The organism is Plantactinospora sp. KBS50 (genome assembly GCF_002285795.1).
GTDB lineage: Bacteria > Actinomycetota > Actinomycetes > Mycobacteriales > Micromonosporaceae > KBS50.
Genome location: NZ_CP022961.1, coordinates 614,396 through 631,471, shown reverse-complemented (window position 1 = coordinate 631,471; position 17,076 = coordinate 614,396). Strand labels below are relative to the sequence as shown.

14 protein-coding genes are annotated in these 17,076 nt (G+C 72.2%); 2 read left to right on the top strand and 12 right to left on the bottom strand.

Annotation, left to right across the window (positions count from 1 at the left end; translation table 11 throughout):
• Positions 1-80 precede the first annotated feature (80 nt).
• Positions 81-734 (bottom strand): dienelactone hydrolase family protein, encoded by a 654-nt coding sequence (locus CIK06_RS02850; RefSeq protein WP_095563505.1) that lies wholly within the window; start codon positions 732-734, stop codon positions 81-83.
• A gap of 279 nt (positions 735-1,013) precedes the next feature.
• Here CIK06_RS02850 and CIK06_RS02845 point away from each other — a divergent pair, with 279 nt between their 5' ends.
• Positions 1,014-1,205 carry a hypothetical protein gene (locus CIK06_RS02845; RefSeq protein ID WP_095563504.1) on the top strand — a complete coding sequence of 64 codons (192 nt, stop codon included), beginning with the start codon at positions 1,014-1,016 and terminating at the stop codon, positions 1,203-1,205.
• A gap of 122 nt (positions 1,206-1,327) precedes the next feature.
• On the opposite strand, the gene CIK06_RS02840 is transcribed toward CIK06_RS02845, so the two are convergent.
• From CIK06_RS02840 to CIK06_RS02800, 9 genes are all read right to left on the bottom strand, one after another.
• Positions 1,328-3,694 carry a glycoside hydrolase family 65 protein gene (locus CIK06_RS02840; protein WP_095563503.1) on the bottom strand — a complete coding sequence of 789 codons (2,367 nt, stop codon included), beginning with the start codon at positions 3,692-3,694 and terminating at the stop codon, positions 1,328-1,330.
• On the bottom strand, positions 3,691-4,449 hold the full coding sequence (locus tag CIK06_RS02835; protein WP_095563502.1) for an HAD family phosphatase: 759 nt from the start codon (positions 4,447-4,449) through the stop codon (positions 3,691-3,693). Before CIK06_RS02835 ends, CIK06_RS02840 begins: the two co-directional genes overlap by 4 nt.
• A 94-nt stretch (positions 4,450-4,543) precedes the next feature.
• Entirely contained in the window at positions 4,544-5,020 is a 477-nt protein-coding gene (locus tag CIK06_RS02830; RefSeq protein ID WP_369916087.1) for a DUF4442 domain-containing protein, read from the bottom strand.
• A gap of 63 nt (positions 5,021-5,083) precedes the next feature.
• Entirely contained in the window at positions 5,084-6,376 is a 1,293-nt protein-coding gene (locus CIK06_RS02825; protein ID WP_095567514.1) for an ABC transporter ATP-binding protein, read from the bottom strand.
• 243 nt (positions 6,377-6,619) lie between these two features.
• Positions 6,620-8,806: a bifunctional glycosyltransferase family 2 protein/CDP-glycerol:glycerophosphate glycerophosphotransferase gene (locus tag CIK06_RS02820; protein WP_095563500.1), complete on the bottom strand. Its 2,187-nt coding sequence runs from the start codon at positions 8,804-8,806 to the stop codon at positions 6,620-6,622.
• Positions 8,807-8,900: 94 nt separating this feature from the next.
• The gene (locus CIK06_RS02815; protein WP_369916085.1) at positions 8,901-10,940 is read right to left on the bottom strand and encodes a DUF5941 domain-containing protein; all 2,040 of its coding nucleotides are present in this window, start codon (positions 10,938-10,940) and stop codon (positions 8,901-8,903) included.
• A gap of 16 nt (positions 10,941-10,956) precedes the next feature.
• Complete coding sequence (locus CIK06_RS02810; RefSeq protein WP_095563498.1) at positions 10,957-11,703, bottom strand: ABC transporter ATP-binding protein; 747 nt, start codon at positions 11,701-11,703, stop codon at positions 10,957-10,959.
• Positions 11,703-12,503 carry an ABC transporter permease gene (locus CIK06_RS02805; protein WP_095563497.1) on the bottom strand — a complete coding sequence of 267 codons (801 nt, stop codon included), beginning with the start codon at positions 12,501-12,503 and terminating at the stop codon, positions 11,703-11,705. Before CIK06_RS02805 ends, CIK06_RS02810 begins: the two co-directional genes overlap by 1 nt.
• 317 nt (positions 12,504-12,820) lie before the next feature.
• Positions 12,821-14,194 (bottom strand): L-serine ammonia-lyase, encoded by a 1,374-nt coding sequence (locus CIK06_RS02800; protein WP_095563496.1) that lies wholly within the window; start codon positions 14,192-14,194, stop codon positions 12,821-12,823.
• A gap of 362 nt (positions 14,195-14,556) precedes the next feature.
• Between CIK06_RS02800 and CIK06_RS02795 the strand changes: the two genes are divergently transcribed.
• Positions 14,557-14,742, top strand: coding sequence for a PspC domain-containing protein (locus CIK06_RS02795; protein ID WP_095563495.1), 186 nt, complete (start codon positions 14,557-14,559; stop codon positions 14,740-14,742).
• 128 nt (positions 14,743-14,870) lie between these two features.
• Here the strand turns inward: CIK06_RS02795 and CIK06_RS02790 are convergent, their stop codons facing one another.
• Both CIK06_RS02790 and CIK06_RS02785 read right to left on the bottom strand, forming a co-directional pair.
• A complete protein-coding gene (locus CIK06_RS02790; RefSeq protein ID WP_095563494.1) occupies positions 14,871-15,695 on the bottom strand; it encodes a DUF4230 domain-containing protein in 825 nt (274 codons plus the stop codon).
• Positions 15,696-15,866: 171 nt separating this feature from the next.
• Complete coding sequence (locus CIK06_RS02785; protein ID WP_095563493.1) at positions 15,867-17,075, bottom strand: acyl-CoA dehydrogenase family protein; 1,209 nt, start codon at positions 17,073-17,075, stop codon at positions 15,867-15,869.
• Position 17,076: the final 1 nt, after the last annotated feature.

Below are 17,076 nucleotides of genomic sequence, written 5' to 3'. Positions count from 1 at the left end.
GGCCCACCCGGCCGGACGCGCGCCGGTGTCGCGGAGGGTTCGACAGGACTCGCCACCGGCGGGCCCTGTCGAACACCCGCTCAGCCCGGCAGGTGGCCGACGAACCAGTCGGCCGCCTGCCGGGCCACCTCCGCCAGTGCGCCCGGCTCCTCGAACAGGTGGGTGGCGCCGGGTATCACCCGCAGCTCGACGGTGCCCGGCAGGACGCGGGCGGCCTGTTCGTTGAGCCCGAGCACCTCCTCGTCGCTGCCGCCCACCAGCAGCAGCGTCGCCGCGCGTACCCGGGTAAGGTCGGCGCCCGCGAGATCCGGCCGGCCGCCCCGGGAGACCACGGCCGGCACGAGGTCCGGCCGGCGCGCGGCGGCTACCAACGCGGCGGCCGCGCCGGTGCTGGCCCCGAAGAGGCCGATCGGCGTCGGCGGCCCGCCCCCGCCGGAGACCAGCCAGTCCACGACCCCGGCCAGCCGGTCGGCCAGCAGCGGGATGTCGAAGCGCAGCTCGCGGGTACGCAGATCCACCCGCTCCTCCTGCGGGGTGAGCAGATCCACGAGCACCGCGCCCAGCCCCGCGCCGGCCAGCACCCGGGCCACCGCCACGTTCCGCGGGCTGCGCCGGGAACTGCCGCTGCCGTGGGCGAACAGCACCATCCCGGCCGCGCCGTCGGGGGTGAGCAGGTCGGCGGCCAGCCGTACGCCGGCGGTCGGGATGGTCGTCTCGGTCGCGCGCGGCTGCATCGGGCACCTCCTGCCCGCTGTGGTACCCATCCGGCCGCCGCCCAGTCACCGCGGCGCGCTTCCCGCCGCGGCGGGCCGGTCCCGGGCTCTCGGCGTGGTCGGGGCCTCCGTCCGGGAACTGCGCGTTTACCGGCATCCCGGCCGGGAAGCCCGGCCCGGGACGCTCAGCCGGAAGGCCCGGCAGAGACGCCCCGCCGGGAAGCCCGGCCCGAGACGCCCTGCGCTCCCGGGGTCGCCGCGAACCGGGAGCCGGCGACCGACGACGATGAGGAGCGCCCGATGAACCGCCAGGACCCCGCCCAACCGGAGGATCCCAGCACGGACAGGCCGCGCCGCAAGCCGGCCACCGACCGGCGAGCGGAGGAGGGTGGCTGGGCCGACGAGGCCGCCCAGGCCCGTACCGCCGATGACCCGCGGACGGTCACGCCGCACGACGCCGAGGGCATCCCGTCCACCGGCGACCGGTTCTGACCCCGGCCGCCGCCGGCGGACCCGCCGCCGCGGGCCAGCGACCCGGCCGGGCCGCCCGCGGCCGGGACCGGACGAGCCGACTCCTCCGCCGCGCCCGATCGGGCGCGGCGGAGGAGTACCGCTCAGGTCTGCGCGGTACGCCGGACCGGCGCCCGGCCCGGCGGCTGCACCGGCGGCGGACCCACCGGCGGCATCTCCGGGATCGCCCGGGTCACCGGCTTGCCGCAGCCGATACGCAACTGCTCACCGTGGTGCAGCAGCTCCACCGTCTCCTCGCCCTCGCCGTCCCGCAGCGAGTACGTCGTCTCGTGCTTGCGGACGTCCACCCGCAGCCGCAGCCCCCGCCAGGTGAGGGAGAACTCCAGCCGGTCCAGCCGGCTGGGCAGCCGCGGCGCGAACGACAGCACCTCCTCGTGGTCCCGCATGCCGCCGAAGCCGGCCACCAGCGCGATCCAGGCGCCCGCGAGCGAGGCGACGTGTACGCCGTCCCGGGTGTTCTGGTTCAGGTCGTGCAGATCCATCAGGGCGGCCTCGCCCAGATAGTCGTGCGCCAATTCCAGATGCCCCACCTCGGCCGCCATCACGGCCTGGGTGCACGCCGACAGCGAGGAGTCCCGCACCGTTCGCCGCTCGTAGTAGGCGAAGTTGCGGGCCTTCTGTTCCGGGGTGAAGTAGTCGCCCCGCCAGTGCATCGCCAGCACCAGGTCCGCCTGCTTGACCACCTGCTTGCGATAGAGGTCGAAGTAGGGGAAGTTCAGCAGCATCGGATACTGCTCCGGCGCCGTCTCGGTGAAATTCCACTCCTGATACCGGGTGAATCCCTCGACCTGCGGGTGGACGCCCAGTTCGTCGTCGTACGGGATGTGCATGTCGGCGGCGGCGTTCCGCCAGGCGGCGGTCTCCTCGTCGTCCACACCGAGCTTCCACGCCTGGTCGCCGTGCCGGCTGACGGCGTCGGCGGCGGCCAGCAGGTTCCGCTGGGCCATCAGGTTGGTGTAGACGTTGTCGTCCTTGACCGCGGTGTACTCGTCCGGCCCGGTGACCCCGTCCAGGTGGAACCGGCCCTGCCGGTCGTGGTGGCCCAGCGACACCCACAGCCGCGCGGTCTCCACCAGCAGTTCCAGCCCCACCTCGCGCTCGAACTCCTCGTCGCCGGTGGCCTGCACGTACCGCCGGACCGCGTCGGCGATGTCCGCGCCGATGTGGAAGGCGGCCGTGCCCGCCGGCCAGTACGCGGAGCACTCCTGGCCGCGGATGGTGCGCCACGGGAAGGAGGCGCCGCGCAGCCCGAGGGTGCGGGCGCGCTCCTGGGCCAGGTCCAGGGTGGAGTGCCGCCAGCGCAGCGCCGAGGCCACCGCCGCCGGCTGGGTGTACGTCAGCACCGGCAGCACGAAGGTCTCGGTGTCCCAGAACGTGTGCCCGTCGTACCCGGGTCCGGTGAGGCCCTTGGCCGCGATCGGCCGCAACTCGGCCCGGGCGCCGGCCTGGAGCACGTGGAACAGCCCGAACCGGACGGCCTGCTGCACCTCCGGGTCGCCCTCCACCCGCACGTCGGAGGCGTCCCAGAAGGTGTCCAGGAACTCCCGCTGCTCCTCGACCAGCCCGTCCCAGCCGGAGTACCTGGCGCCGGAGAGCGCCGCCGCCACCTGGTCCCGCAGGCCCGGCAGGGACCGCTGGCTGGACCAGCCGTAGGCGAGGTACTTGACCAGGCGCAGCCGCTGACCCGGGCGCAGGTCGCAGGTGACGGTGGTGCGCGCCCAGTCCTCGAACGCCTCGGTGCCGACCTTGGTCCGCGGCGGACCGTCGATGTCGTGGCTCATGGCCGCCACCACCCGCAGGCCGCTGGCCTTGGTGCGGTGGATCAGCAGGCCGCCCACCTCCTGCACGAGGCGTTCCTCGGCCTGCAACGGCTTGTCCAGCACGGCGGCCACCCGCGGGTCCTTGCTCTGCGCCGGCAGTTCCTCGTTGGCCACCAGCTCGGACTGCAGGATCAGCCGGACCTCGACGTCGACGGCCTCGACCTCGTACTCGATGGCGGCGATGGCGCGCTGGGTGAACGACACCAGGCGGGTGCTGCGCACCCGGATCCGCTTGCCGGCCGGGGAGCACCATTCCACGGACCGGTGCAGGGTGCCGGCGCGCAGGTCGAGGATCCGCTCGTGGGAGATCAGGTTGCCGTACCGCACGTCGAACGGCTCGTCGTCGACGAGCAGCCGGATCGGCTTGCCGTTGGTGACGTTCACGGCCGTCTGGCCCGACTCGGGGAACCCGTAGCCCGCCTCGGCGTACGGCAGCGGGCGCAGCTCGAAGAAGGAGTTGAGGTAGGTGCCCGGCAGGCCGTGCGGTTCGCCCTCGTCGAGGTTGCCGCGCAGCCCCACGTGCCCGTTCGCGAGCGCGAACACCGACTCGGACTGGGCCAGTACGTCCAGGTCCAGCCGGGTCTCCCGGACGTGCCAGGGCTCGACGGGGTACGCCCGTTCCCGGATCATGATGCTCCACCCTTCGCCCCGGCCAGCAGCTCGGCGAGGTCGCGGACCACGATGTCCGCGCCGTGCTCGCGAAGCTCGTCCGCCTGTCCCACCCGGTCCACGCCGATCACGTAGCCGAACTGTCCGGCCCGGCCGGCCTCCACGCCGGCCAGCGCGTCCTCGAACACGGCCGCCTCGCCCGGTTGCACGCCCAGCAGCTTCGCGGCGGCCAGGAAGGTGTCCGGATGCGGCTTGCCGCGCAGGCCGCGTTCCCGCGCCACCAGACCGTCCACCCGTACCTCCAGATATTCGGCGAGACCGGCGGCCTGCACCACGTCCCGGCAGTTGGCGCTGGCCGAGACCACCGCGCGGCGCAGGCCGGCGTCGGTGGCCGCCTTCAGGTACGCGACCGAGCCCTCGTAGGGCTGGACACCGTCGGTGTGGATGCGCTCCAGCAGCACCACGTTCTTCCGGTTGCCCAGCCCGTTGATCGTCTCGGCCTCGGGCGGGTCGTCCGGCGACCCCTCCGGCAGAGTTATACCCCGGGATGCGAGAAAGGTACGTACGCCGTCCGCGCGCGGTCGGCCGTCGACATACCGGTTGTAGTCCGGCCCCGGGTCGTACGGCTTGAACCGCTCATGGTTCGCGGCCGCCCGCTGCCGCAGGTAGTCATTGAACGTTTGTTCCCAGGCGGCGTTGTGCACCTTTGCGGTCTGCGTCAGCACGCCGTCGAGATCGAAGAGACACGTCGAAACGTGATCGGGTAGGCCCAACACCGGAACAACTTAAACCGTGTTACCGATGTGTGAAACGCAAGCATCCGGCGCGGCGCGGGCGCTATTGTCCCGGCCCTGGTCAGGGGCGCTGAAATTAGTTCAGCCGGAGGGCCCAGACCAGGGTCATCTCGGCCCGCACGACGCCGTCCGCGGTGGCGATCCGCACCGGGGTCTCCAGCCTGGGCCGGCCGCCGACGGCCAGCTCGGCCTCGATCTCGGCGACCGGGCGGTGCAGCCAGGCGGTGGCCGTGACCGGGCCGAGCGAGAGCTTCCGGTACGCGATCTCGGCGCGGACCGTCAGCGGCACCGCGCGGTCCAGCAGGTGACCGACGGCGGCCATGACCACCGCCCCGGAGGCGGTCTCGCCGAGCGTGAAGATGGCACCGGCGTGCGGCCCCGCGACGTGGTTGTGGATGGCCTCGGCGTCCGGCAGCCGCACGACCGCCCGCAGCGCCCCGGCGGCGTCCTCGGCCGGGTCCGGCCCGATCTCCAGAAACTCCAGGCCCAGCGTGCGGACGAACGGCACGGCCGCCCGCAGGCCGGCGGCCACCTGCTCCCCGTCGGTCATCACGGCGTTAGGTTACCCATCGGTAACCGCATTGGGCAAGGCAACCGCCGGCCGGCGTCGGCGCCGTCAGCGCCAACCGGCGTCGATCCGGTCGCCGCGGTCGTCGAAGAAGTGCAGCGCGTCCAGCCGTACCGACACCGCCAGCGACTGCCCGGCGGCGACCGCCGGGTACGGCGCAAGCCGTACCGCCAGTTCGGCCGGTCGCCGGGAGTGCCGGCCGTCGGCCAGCACGCTGGCCCGGCCGTTGCTGCTGGGCGGCGCCGGCACCGGCGCCGTCCGGCCGGACAGCCGCTGCATGAGCTTGCCCAGCGTTCCCCGGCTGCCGGTACGCGCCGGCTCGACCGTCCCGGAGCCCATCTCGTCGACCGGTACCGCCAGCGCGCCGATGTCGAGGAACGCCAGCGACTCGTGGCCGTGGTGTTCGAGGTAGCGGATCCGGCCGCGCAGCACGTCCCCCGGCTGGTCCGGCGGCACCGGCGTCAGCGACTCGGCCCGGATGCCGACCACGATCCGCTCGCCGTGGTAGTGCGCCACGACCCGGGACCGGATGTCGTCCCAGGGCAGATAGAGGGTCTGCGCGCCGAGGTCGAGCGCCACGTGCCGGTCGAGCTGCGCGTACACCGACGCTTCCAACAGGTTCATCCGGGGACTGCCGAGGAACGCGGCGACGTACAGGGTGGCCGGCCGGCCGTACACCTGGGTGGGCGTGCCGACGTCCTGGAGCACCCCCTTGCGCAGGATGGCCACCCGGTCGGCCATGGTCAGCGCCTCGGCCTGGTCGTGGGTGACGTAGATGGTGCTCACGCCCAGCTCCCGGACCAGCCCGGAGATCTCCGCCCGCAGCTCGGCCCGCAGGCCGCTGTCCAGGTTGGACAGCGGCTCGTCCATCAGGAACAGCCCGGGGCGGCGGACGATCGCCCGCCCCATGGCCACCCGCTGCCGCTGGCCGCCGGAGAGCTGTCCCGGTCGGCGCGCGAGCACCTCGCCGATGCCCAACGCGCCCGCCACGTCCGAGACCCGCTCGCCCCGGCGGTCCGGATCGATCCCGGACAGCCGCAGCGGGAACCCGATGTTCTCCCGCACCGACATGTGCGGATAGAGCGCGAAGTCCTGGAACACCATGGCGATGCCACGGTCCCGGGGCGGCGTGTCGTTGGCCAGTTCGCCGTTCAGCAACACCGCCCCGCCGGTCGGGTCCTCCAGACCGGCGACGATCCGCAGCACGGTGGACTTGCCGCAGCCGGACGGGCCGAGCAGCACCATGAACTCACCGTCGGCGACATCAAGGCTCACCGAGTCGACGGCTACCGTGCCGTCGGAGAAGACCTTGGTCACGTCCCGTAGTGCGACGGTGGTCACCGCCACCTCCCCGTAGCTTGAGGCCAAGTTCGGGAATGAGAGTGACGAGCATCATCGGATTAGCCCATCGGGTAAACGTGCCATGTTCGCCGTGTGACAGGTGGATGACCTAGGGACCGTTCCGGGCAAAAAGCGGCATGCGGCGGTGTCGGCCCGATTCGCCGACCCGCCGCATGCTTCACTGCGGTTCGTCCCGGCAGGGGTGGATTCCGGGACCGTTACCAGGACTCTCCGGCGCGCCGGTCAGCCGGCTCTGCCCAGGAAGACGCGCTGGACCACCCGTTCCGCGGCGTGGCCGTCCTCCAGCGAGCTGAACCTGGCCCGGAAGTGGCTGCGGGCCTTCGTGGCCGCGTCGTCGTCCACCGCGCTGGCCCGGAACAGGGCCAGCAGGTCCGGGAACGACGTGGCCACCGCACCCGGCGGCTCAGCCATGATGTCGAAATAGACACCTCGGACCAACCGGTACGCCTGCCAGTCCGGCGCGTAGATCACGATCGGCCGGTCCAGCACCGAGTAGTCGAACATGAGCGAGGAATAGTCGGTCACCAGTACGTCGGCGACGAGGTAGAGATCCTCGACCGACGGGTACTCCGAGACGTCCCGGACCCGCTCGATCTCCTGCCTGGTGACCGGCGCCTTGGCCCGGTCGTGGAAGTAGTGGCTGCGCATCAGCAGCAGCCCGTTCGGGCCGATCGCGTCGACGAACGCGGCCGCGTCGAACGGCGGGTGGTAGCCGGGAAGGTGCTCCCGGTGCGTCGGCGCGTACAGCACCACCCGGTCCGTGGGTGCGATGCCGAGCGACGCGCGGACCCGGGCGATCTCCTCCGGCGTGGCCAGCGCGAGCCGGTCGTTGCGCGGATAGCCGGTCTCCAGCGTCTCGTACCGGCACGGGTAGGCCCGGTCCCACATCTGGCTCGTGAAGCCGTTCGCGGTGATGCTGTAGTCCCAGCGGTCCGCCCGGCGCAGTTGGGCGCCGAGGTCGGGATCGCCGGCGCCGGCCGGGTACGACCGCTGGTCGATGCCCATGACCTTGAGCGGCGTGCCGTGGTGGGTCATCACGTGGACCGACCCCGGACGCTTGACCGCCATGTCGGGCCAGTTGACGTTGTTGATCAGCCAGTGCGCGCGGGCCAGCATCCGGTAGTAGCGGGCCGTCCCGGCGATCACGTAGTCCACGCCGGGCGGCATGGTCTCCGCCTTGTCCCGCCGGACCACGAACACGCCGTGCACGTCCGGCGCCAGGTCCCGCGCCTTCGCGTAGATGGCCGCCGGGTTGCAGGAGTAGCCGCGGTACCAGTACGCCCCGTACAGCGCCAGCTTCGGGTCCATCGGCATCCGCAACTGGAGCTTGTAGTACGCCATCAGCAGCCCGTCCCGGGCGACCTTCGCCACCTGGCGGGCGGTCTTGCCGACCCGCCGCTTCTGCTTGCGCACCTTGCGGGAGACGTAGGCGCGGGCGCGGAACGCCAGCCGCAGCGCCTGGAAGGTGTGGTGCGCGCCCCGGGCCACCAGCCGGTGCTTGAGCCCCTCCACGCCGTCGGGCATCGGATACCCGTCGGGCGGCAGGTAGCGCCGGTAGTGGTCGGTCATCTCGGCGAAGTACCGCTTGCGCAGGTGCTTCGGCATCCGGTCGTCGTTGCCGCGCACCATCAGGAAGTGCCAGATCATCCGGCGGAACAGCCGCCCGCGCAGATCGGCCGCGCCGGGACGGCTGTCGTCGAAGGTCTCGAAGACCTGCGCCCAGTTGGGGAAGATCGCGAAGTGGCCGTCGCCGAGCGTGCCGGTGGCCGCCCCGCTGCGCCGGCGCCGGTAGTACACGCAGGTGCGGGCCAGCAGGCTGACCCGGTCGGCGGTGAGCAGCAGCCGGTAGGTGAACGGGACGTCCTCGTACCAGCCGGACCGGAACTGGAAGTCGATCCGCTCCAGCAGATCCCGACGGATGACCTTGTTCCACGGGACGTGCAGGATCTCCAGCACCTCGGGCCACTCCCGGGCCGCGAAGACCGCGGGGGCGAGGTTGAACCGCCGGCCCGGCACGCTGTTGTCGGTCCGGCCGGTCCAGTACACCCGCGCCCAGTCGACGATCAGCACCTCGGCGTCGGTCTCCCGGAGCCGGTCCACCACGGCCTGGATCGCACCCTCGGCCAGCCAGTCGTCGCTGTCCAGGAACCAGACGTACTTACCGGTGGCCAGTTTGGCGCCGCGGTTGCGGGCCGGGCCCTGTCCCTCGTTCCGGTCCAGCGAGACGACCCGAAGCCGCGGATCCCGAGCGGCGTACTCGGCGAGGATCTCGCCGCTGTGGTCGGGCGAGTTGTCGTCGATCGCGATGACCTCAACGTCGGTGAACGACTGGTCGAGGATCGAGTCGAGGCATTCCCTCAGGTAGCCCTGAACCTGATAAACCGGTACGACGAAGCTGATCAGAGTCATCGGTTCCGTTCCTCGGCCATCCCGGTGGGCGGCCCGTCACTGGTGTCTGCCGGCTGGTCGAGCTGGAGTTCACCACAACAATATCTTCCGGTTCTCAACGGGCCACCCGCCGTCCAGATCGGGCGGCCACACTCCAGGTGGTCAGCGCGCCCGACACCAACAGGACAAGCAGGTAGCCGGCAACGGCCGCGAAGACGACAGTCGCCGCATTCGCCGCGACAGCGGCGGAGAGCAGGATAATACGCCCGTCCCAGCCGAGGCCGTACACCCACGACCCCGGGTTGGCCGTCCGCTTCTCCAGCCGGGCGGTCAGGTCGTAGTGGTGCAGCGCGAGCGCCAGCAGCAGCGCGAAAATCAGCCACGCGGGCACCCGGCCGAGCAGCCCGGCCGCGATGACGAAAAGATACTCGGCCGCCCGCAGCACGGCCGGCACCAGCCAGTCCAGCGGGCCGGCATGCGCCCGGCCGGCCGGCAGGGCGGCCACCAGGACCAGCAGCGCGGCCGGCAGCACCAGCCGGCGGTCCGCGGTCCCGTCGCGCGCCAACGCCGTGCCGAGCAGCGCCGCCGCCGCGAACGCGGCCAGCACCGCCGCCGGGAGCGGACCCGAGAGCCGGGTACGCGTGCCGAGCCAGCGGGCCAGCGGCCCGTCGTCCCGGTGCGCGGAGGTGTCCACCGTGGACAGCACAGCGATCCGCATCGAGCGGGACCGCAGGGTACGCAGCGCCAGCGTGTAGCCGGCGGCGAGTACCCCCCAGACCAGCACGGCCACCAGGCTGACCAGCGGGTTGAACAGGGCCACCGTGATCGCGATCAGCGCCCACCGCTCACCGATCGGGAAGACCACCGTGCGTTTCAGCCAGTAACCCACCGAGCCCGTGTCGGCCTGCACCCGGTTGGACGCCTGGCTGAGCCGGGCGCCGATGCCGCCCCCCGCGGCCGGGCCGGGCCGCCGGGCGGCCTCGTCGTGCAGCACCCCGTACCAGGCGTCGGTCATGTGCCGCACGGTCTGCAGGGTGATCGCCGCGATGGCCAGCGCCCACCCGTTGCCCAGGCCGGACCGCTCCACGCCCACCGCCAGGCCGGCGTACACGATGTACTCCTTGGCCCGGTCGGCCATGGTGTCCAGCCAGCCGCCCCAGGGGCTGAACTGCCGGGTGAACCGGGCCAGTTGACCGTCCACACAGTCCAGCACGAAGCCCAGGTAGAGCAGAACGGCGCCGGTGACCAGCGCCGGCCGGCCGCCGAGACCGAACAGCGCCGCCGCCACCGCGGCGAACAGCACGGACAGCGCGGTCACCCCGGTCGGGCCGAGCCGCAGCCGGGCGGCCAGCCGGGTGACGTGCGGGGACCAGGTGCTCACGCAGTACGTGGTGAACAGGTCGTCCCGTTCCTTGACCGCGAGCCGCAGCTCGGCCGGCTCGGACGGCACGGCGGCCACGGCCGCCTCGGCGGCCCGCCGCTCGGCGGATCCGCGGACCCGGCGCGCGACCAGCAGGCGTACCCGGTGGCTGAAGATCAGGTTGTCGCCCGCCAGCGCGGCGAAGAGGTCGTCGACCGGGGTGCCGCGGGTTCCGTCGGCGTCGCCGAGGGCGGCACCGCTCGCGGTTGCCCCGCCGGGCGCGGCGACGGTACGGGCGGCGGCGACCGCGTGGGCCGCGGCGGCCAGCGCCGGCAGGTCGGGCGTGCCGACCCGGAGCGCGCCGCCGAACGTCCCGGTGGCGGCGCCGGCTCCTGGTGATCCACCGCCGACGGGTTCGCCGGGTACCGGCCCACCGGTGACGGAGCCGGTGTCCGGGGGCACCGCGGCCACCACCTGACCGCGGTCCTCGCGTACACCGATCCGGTCGCCGGCCGGCGGCTCCGGCAGCACCAGGGCCACGGTCGGGCCGACCGGGCTGGTGGCCAGGTGCCGCAGCACCGCCGTGTGCGCCACCAGGTCGTCGGCGCACAGCAGCAGCGGCCCGCTGGCCTCCTGCGCCAGCCGGGCCACCTCGGCCGGATCGCTCGTCACGATCACCGTGTCGGCGCCCGCCCGGGTGAGCTGCTCGACGAGCCGATCCCGCGGCGAGGGCCCGGATCCGGGCGGCGACTCGCCCGCGGAACCCGCGGAACCGAGCAGGACCGCCCGCATCACGCCCGAATCGCCCGCGTCACGTCCGGACCACGTTGTTGTAGGCGTCGAGCGCCTCCTGCATCGTGCCGTCCACCACCAACTCGCCCCGGTTGAGGTAGAGGCCGCGCTTGCAGAAGCGGGTGAGGTCGGGTTCGTTGTGCGAGACCAGGACCAGGGTGCGGCCCTCGCCGAGCAGGCGCTCGATGGTCGCGTAACACTTGGCCCGGAACTCGGCGTCGCCGACCGCCATCACCTCGTCCACCAGCAGGATCGGGTGCTGCAACTGGGCGATCACCGAGAAGCCCAGCCGGACCTTCATCCCGGACGAGTAGTGCCGGACCGGCGTGTCGATCGCCTTCTGCACCTGCTCGCCGGCGAAATCGATGATCTCGTCGAACCTGGCCCGCAGGAACGCGGGGCTGAGCCCGTGCAGCGAACCGACCAGGTGCACGTTCTCCCGGCCGGTCAGGTCGTTGGAGAAGCCGGCCGACAGCTCCAGCAGCGGTGCCACCTTGCCGCGCACGGTGATGGAACCCTCGTCCGGGATGAGCACGCCCGCGATCAGCCGCAGCGTCGTGCTCTTGCCGGTGCCGTTCTTGCCGATGATGCCGACGGCCTCACCCGGCTGGATGTCGAAGGTCAGGTGCCGCAGCGGCCAGAACTCCTCGGAGGAGGGCTGCCGGCGGCCGCGGTGGATGAACATCTCCCGCAGCCGGAGCTGCCGGCGACGGTTGCGGACGAAACGGATACCGAGGTCGTTCGCCTCGATGATCGGCTGAGTCACTACAGCTCCTTCAGCACCGCGGGCTCAAGCCGGCGGAACACCCAGCTACCGGCCAGCAGGACCACCAGGCTGCCCACCACGGAGGCCAGCAGCAGCTTCGTGCCGGGGAACTGGTCGGGATACCAGACGGCGTGGAAGAGCTGGAGGATCCCGACCAGCGGGTTCAGCTCGTAGACGTCCTTGAGCCAGCCGGGCATGGACGAACTCTGCACCAGCGAGAGCGGATAGATGATCGGCGCCGCGTAGAACAGCACCCGGGTGGCCAGCCGCATGAACCGGTCGATGTCGCGCAGCAGGACGTTGAGGGACGAGAGCAGCAGCGCCAGCCCGGTCAGGAACGTGAAGGAGAGCACGACGGCCAGCGGCAGCGCCAGCAGGTGCCAGCCGAAGGAGAACTGGCCGAACCAGACCGCCAGCACCGCCAGCACGGGCAGCCCGGCCAGGTACTCGGCGAACCGGCCGATCACCCGGCCGAACGGGAAGACCTGGCGGGGCACCTTCATCGTGGTGATCAACCGGGCCTGGCCGGTGAGCGCGGTGGTGGCCTCGCTGATCCCCGAGTTGATCCACTGCCAGGCGAAGATGCCGGTGATCAGGTAGAGCGGGTACGCGGACACGTGCCGGTTGGTGTGGTACAGCACGCCGAAGACGAACCAGTAGATGGCGCCGATGGCCAGCGGCTCGATCAACGACCAGAAATACCCCAACACCGACTGCTGGTACTTGACCGCGAGGTCCCGGCGCACGAGCAACGCCAGAGCGTTGCGGTGGGCCCACACATCAGCCGCCGCCGACGTCATCGCTGCCCCCTCCACCCGGCGCCGCCGCCCGCGGTCCTGCCGCCCGGGCGCGCCGATAGTGTCCTCGCCTCACCTGTGACTCCTTCTGACCGCATAGGGCGGTCACCTGGACAGAACCATTGTGCCTGCCGCGCTCGGGTGGGACGAAGACGATACGGCGGGAGACACCCGCACGATCCCGGCGTGAGCGTCGACACGCCGGTGCGGCGGTCATCCCTCCCCCGAGGGCCACCGCTGGGCGCGCCATAGGTTAGCAGTCGAAAATCACCCCGGGTAGTCGGTGGCGGGGGTGGGAAATCGCCCGTCAGACGGCGGAATCAGCACTCGATGACATTGACCGCCAGCCCACCGCGGGCCGTTTCCTTGTACTTCACTTTCATGTCCGCACCGGTTTCCCGCATTGTCTTGATGACCTTGTCGAGCGACACATGATGCACTCCGTCACCACGCAATGCGAGCCGGGTTGCGGTGATCGCCTTGATGCTCGCCACCGCGTTCCGCTCGATGCACGGGATCTGCACGAGGCCGCCGACCGGATCGCAGGTCAGGCCGAGATTGTGCTCCATCCCGATCTCGGCGGCGTTCTCCACCTGCTCCGGGGAGCCGCCCAGGGCCTCGGCGAGCCCGGCGGCCGCCATCGAGCAGGCCGAACCGACCTCACCCTGGCAGCCGACCTCGGCGCCGGAGATCGAGGCATTCTCCTTGAACAGCACGCCGATGGCGCCCGCCGCGAGCAGGAACCGGACCACCCCTTCCGGCGAGGCGCCCGGAACGAACCGCAGATAGTAGTGCAGGACGGCCGGGATGATCCCGGCGGCGCCGTTGGTGGGCGCGGTCACCACCCGACCCCCGGCGGCGTTCTCCTCGTTCACCGCCAGCGCGAACAGGGTCACCCAGTCCATCACCCGCAGCGGGTCGGCCCCGCCGGCCGGCTCGGCCTCCAGGCTGCGCCGCAGCTCCGCCGCGCGGCGCCGGACCCGCAGGCCGCCGGGCAGCGTCCCGGTCCGCTCGCAGCCGCGCTCGACGCACTCCCGCATCACCCGCCAGATCTCCAGCAGCCCCGCCCGTACCTCGGCCTCGGAACGCCGGGACCGCTCGTTGGCCAGCATCACCTCGCTGATCGACAAGCCGCTACGCCGCGTGACATCGAGCAGTTCCGCGCCCGTGAGGAAGGGGTACGGAACCGCCGTACCGTCCGGCTTGATGCGGTCCGCGCCGGTCGCGCCCTCGTCCACCACGAACCCGCCGCCGACCGAGTAGTACGTCCGGTTCCGCAGCGGCTCGCCGGTCCGGTCGTACGCGGCGAAGGTCATGCCGTTCGGGTGGAACGGCAGGGACCGGCGGCGGTGCAGGACCAGGTCCCGGTCCGGATCGAAGGCGACCGGATGCACCGCCAGCACGTCCAACCGGCCGGTCCGGCGGACCTCGGCCAGCCATTGGTCGACCCCGTCCGTGTCCACGGTCTCGGGCGCCTCGCCGGCCAGGCCCAGCAGCACCGCCTGGTCGCTGCCGTGGCCGTGCCCGGTCGCGCCGAGCGAGCCGAAGAGTTCGGCCGTGATCCGGGCGGTGTCGGCGAGCAGGCCGTCCGCCTTGAGCCCGAGCACGAAGGTACGTGCGGCGCGCATCGGGCCGACGGTGTGCGAACTCGACGGCCCGATCCCGATCGAGAACAGATCGAACACGCTGATCAACGCCGTACTCCCCTCACCGCCGGGCGCGGCGCCGGTGCCGGCCCGACCGGCGAGCCTACTCCGCCGCGGGCCGACCGACACCGGCCGTCACGCCTTCCGGCCCAGGTCAGTCCCCAGGTCAGCCCCGGGTCAGCCCCGGGTCGGCCCTCGGGTCAACCCCGGGTCAGCGGCGCGGCCGGCCCGGTCGCCCGGGGCCGTCCGGGCCACCGCCCCGCCAGGCTTCCCCGGGACGCGGTCGGGGTAAGTACCTAGGAGCGCGCCCGCCGGATCCGCCCCAGGAACGACGGCGGGCTGGCCCGCTGGACCTACCGTCGAGACAGAGACGCGGTGTTCACGACCGCGAGTTTGGGGAGAGGAAGCAGATGAGCCGCAAGCTGGTACGGCCCCGGGACAACCGCATGATCGCCGGCGTGTGCGCCGGGCTGGCCCGCCGGTTCGGCCTGTCGGCCGGCCTCGTCCGGCTGCTGTTCGTGCTGTCGCTGCTGCTGCCGGGCACGCAGGTGGTCATCTACCTGGTGCTCTGGATCCTGATGCCGAACGAGAACTGACGGGTCTCTCCTGGATCACCGGCCGGCCGGGCCGGTCCCGGAGGACATCCGGTGGCGTTCGCGGGCCGCCCGGATACGACATTGGTATCCGGGCGGCCCGCCGGCTTGCCGGCTCCCGAACGGCGCGGCTACGGCGTCGTGTACGTGATGGTGATCTTCTCGTAGCCGAGCGAGCGCAGCAGGCCCTCCAGCATCTTCTGGGTGTTCTCCCGGGCGCGGTCGGCGAGCCCGCTGTCCCGGGCGGCGGCCGTGATGCGCTCCTCGGCCGTCTGGTAGACCACCTTCTGCCGGTTGGGATCGTTGCCGAAGACGTCACTGAGCCGGTTGAGCAGGCCGCGCTTCTCGGCGAAGACGTAGCTGCGCTCCAGATCCAGGTGCGCCTCGCCCAGTTGCGGCGCCGGCAGTCTCAGCTCGACGGTGCCGTGATCGTCCGACTCGGTGATCGCGCCCTCGGCCACCTGGGAGAAGTCCACGTACGCCTCGACGGTCCCGGCGCCCACGAACAGGGTCCGGTCGTTGAGCAGGAAGTCCGGCACGTACTTCCGGTCGTTCTCCAGGTCGACGACGACCTGGAAGTTGCCCTCGGCGGCGACGTACCGGCTGAGGTCCTGGATCGACGTGAGCAGCGGCGGCTGGCTGCGGTCGGTCTGCTCCTTGCTGAACGGATTGCTCAGGTGCGGCCACAGACCGGCGCCCTGCATGCCCAGGATCACCACGACCGCCACACCGATCACCGCGACCAGGGTGAACAGGCCGCACCCGAGCAGCCGCGAGTGGGGAGCGGCCGGCGCCGGGGCGCGGTCGTCACCCCGCGGCGGCTCCGGCCCGTCGTAGCCCGGATCGTCGGTGGCGGGCGGGTCGGCCTCGTGGCCGATCTGCGGTGGCTCGGCCCGGCCCGATGCGTATTCCGGGAACTCCCGGGTGGGCTCGTCGACGCCGTCCCTCGGAGCCATCGCCCTCACCGTCCTCACGAAGCTGGGTGTATCCATGACGGTACAAGTGGGGTACGACACGCGCGAATCGGCGGGCGCCGCCGGATCATGACCTGCGGCGGGCCGGAGGTCGGGCCGGACGGACCGGAGGTCGGGCCGGGCGGGCCGGAGGTCGGGCCGGGCGGACCGGGGTCAGGCGAACGCGCTCAGCCCGGTCAGCCGCTGCCCGATGATCAGCTGGTGGACCTCGGAGGTGCCCTCGTAGGTCAGCACGCTCTCCAGGTTGTTCGCGTGCCGCAGCACCGGATACTCGCCGCTGATCCCGTTGGCCCCGAGAATCGTCCGGCACTGTCGGGCGATCGCCAGTGCCTCCCGGACGTTGTTCAGCTTGCCCACGCTGACCTGCTCGGGGCGCAGCGCACCGCGGTCGGCCAGCCGGGCCAGGTGCAGGGCGAGCAGGTAGCCCTTCTGCAGTTCGACAGCCATGTCGGCGAGCTTGGCCTGGGTGAGCTGGAACCCGGCGATCGGCCGGCCGAACTGCTCCCGCTCGCCCGCGTACCGCAGCGTGGTGTGCAGGCAGTCACGGGCCGCGCCCAGCGCGCCCCAGGCGATCCCGTGCCGCGCCTCGGTGAGGCAGGACAGCGGGGCGCCCAGCCCCGAGGCGTCGGGCAGCAGGCCGTCGGCCGGCAGCCGCACCTCGTCCAGGACGATCTCGCCGGTGCTGGAGGCGCGTAGCGACATCTTGCGGCCGATCGGCCGGGCCGTCACGCCGGGGCTGTCCATCGGTACGACGAAGCCGCGGACCCGGCCGACCACGCCGTCCTCGACGACCCGCGCCCAGATCACCGCCACGTCGGCGACCGGGGCGTTCGTGATCCACGTCTTGCCGCCGGTGAGCACCCAGTCCGTGCCCTCGCGGCGCGCCCGGGTGACCATGTTCGCCGGATCCGACCCGTGGTCCGGCTCGGTGAGGCCGAAGCAGCCGATCGCCTCGCCGGTGGCCATCACCGGCAGCCACCGCCGCTTCTGCTCCTCGCTGCCGTACCGCCAGATGGCGAACATCGCCAGCGAGCCCTGCACGGAGACCAGCGAGCGGATCCCGGAGTCGCCGGCCTCCAGTTCCAGGCAGGCCAGCCCGTACGCGGCGGCCGAGGCGCCGGCGCAGCCGTACCCGCTCAGGTGCATGCCGAGCAGGCCGAGCCTGCCGAACTCGACGGCCAGTTCGCGCGCCGGCACCTGGCCGCGCTCGTACCAGTCGGCGACGTACGGCCGTACCCGGTCGTCCACCACCCGGCGCACCACGTCCCGGATCTGCCGCTCCTCGTCGGAGAGCAGCGAGTCCAGGTCGAGCAGTTGCTCGGGGGTGACCGGCGGATCCGCCGGCCGGCGTCGGTCCGTCATG

Excerpts from the sequence above, each read along its gene's own strand:
- CIK06_RS02795 (WP_095563495.1), top strand. The coding sequence starts at position 14,557 with ATGAGCCGCAAGCTGGTACGGCCCCGGGACAACCGCATGATCGCCGGC.
- CIK06_RS02840 (WP_095563503.1), bottom strand. The coding sequence starts at position 3,694 with ATGATCCGGGAACGGGCGTACCCCGTCGAGCCCTGGCACGTCCGGGAG.
- CIK06_RS02785 (WP_095563493.1), bottom strand. The coding sequence starts at position 17,075 with ATGACGGACCGACGCCGGCCGGCGGATCCGCCGGTCACCCCCGAGCAA.
- CIK06_RS02790 (WP_095563494.1), bottom strand. The coding sequence starts at position 15,695 with ATGGCTCCGAGGGACGGCGTCGACGAGCCCACCCGGGAGTTCCCGGAA.
- CIK06_RS02850 (WP_095563505.1), bottom strand. The coding sequence starts at position 734 with ATGCAGCCGCGCGCGACCGAGACGACCATCCCGACCGCCGGCGTACGG.
- CIK06_RS02845 (WP_095563504.1), top strand. The coding sequence starts at position 1,014 with ATGAACCGCCAGGACCCCGCCCAACCGGAGGATCCCAGCACGGACAGG.
- CIK06_RS02805 (WP_095563497.1), bottom strand. The coding sequence starts at position 12,503 with ATGACGTCGGCGGCGGCTGATGTGTGGGCCCACCGCAACGCTCTGGCG.
- CIK06_RS02820 (WP_095563500.1), bottom strand. The coding sequence starts at position 8,806 with ATGACTCTGATCAGCTTCGTCGTACCGGTTTATCAGGTTCAGGGCTAC.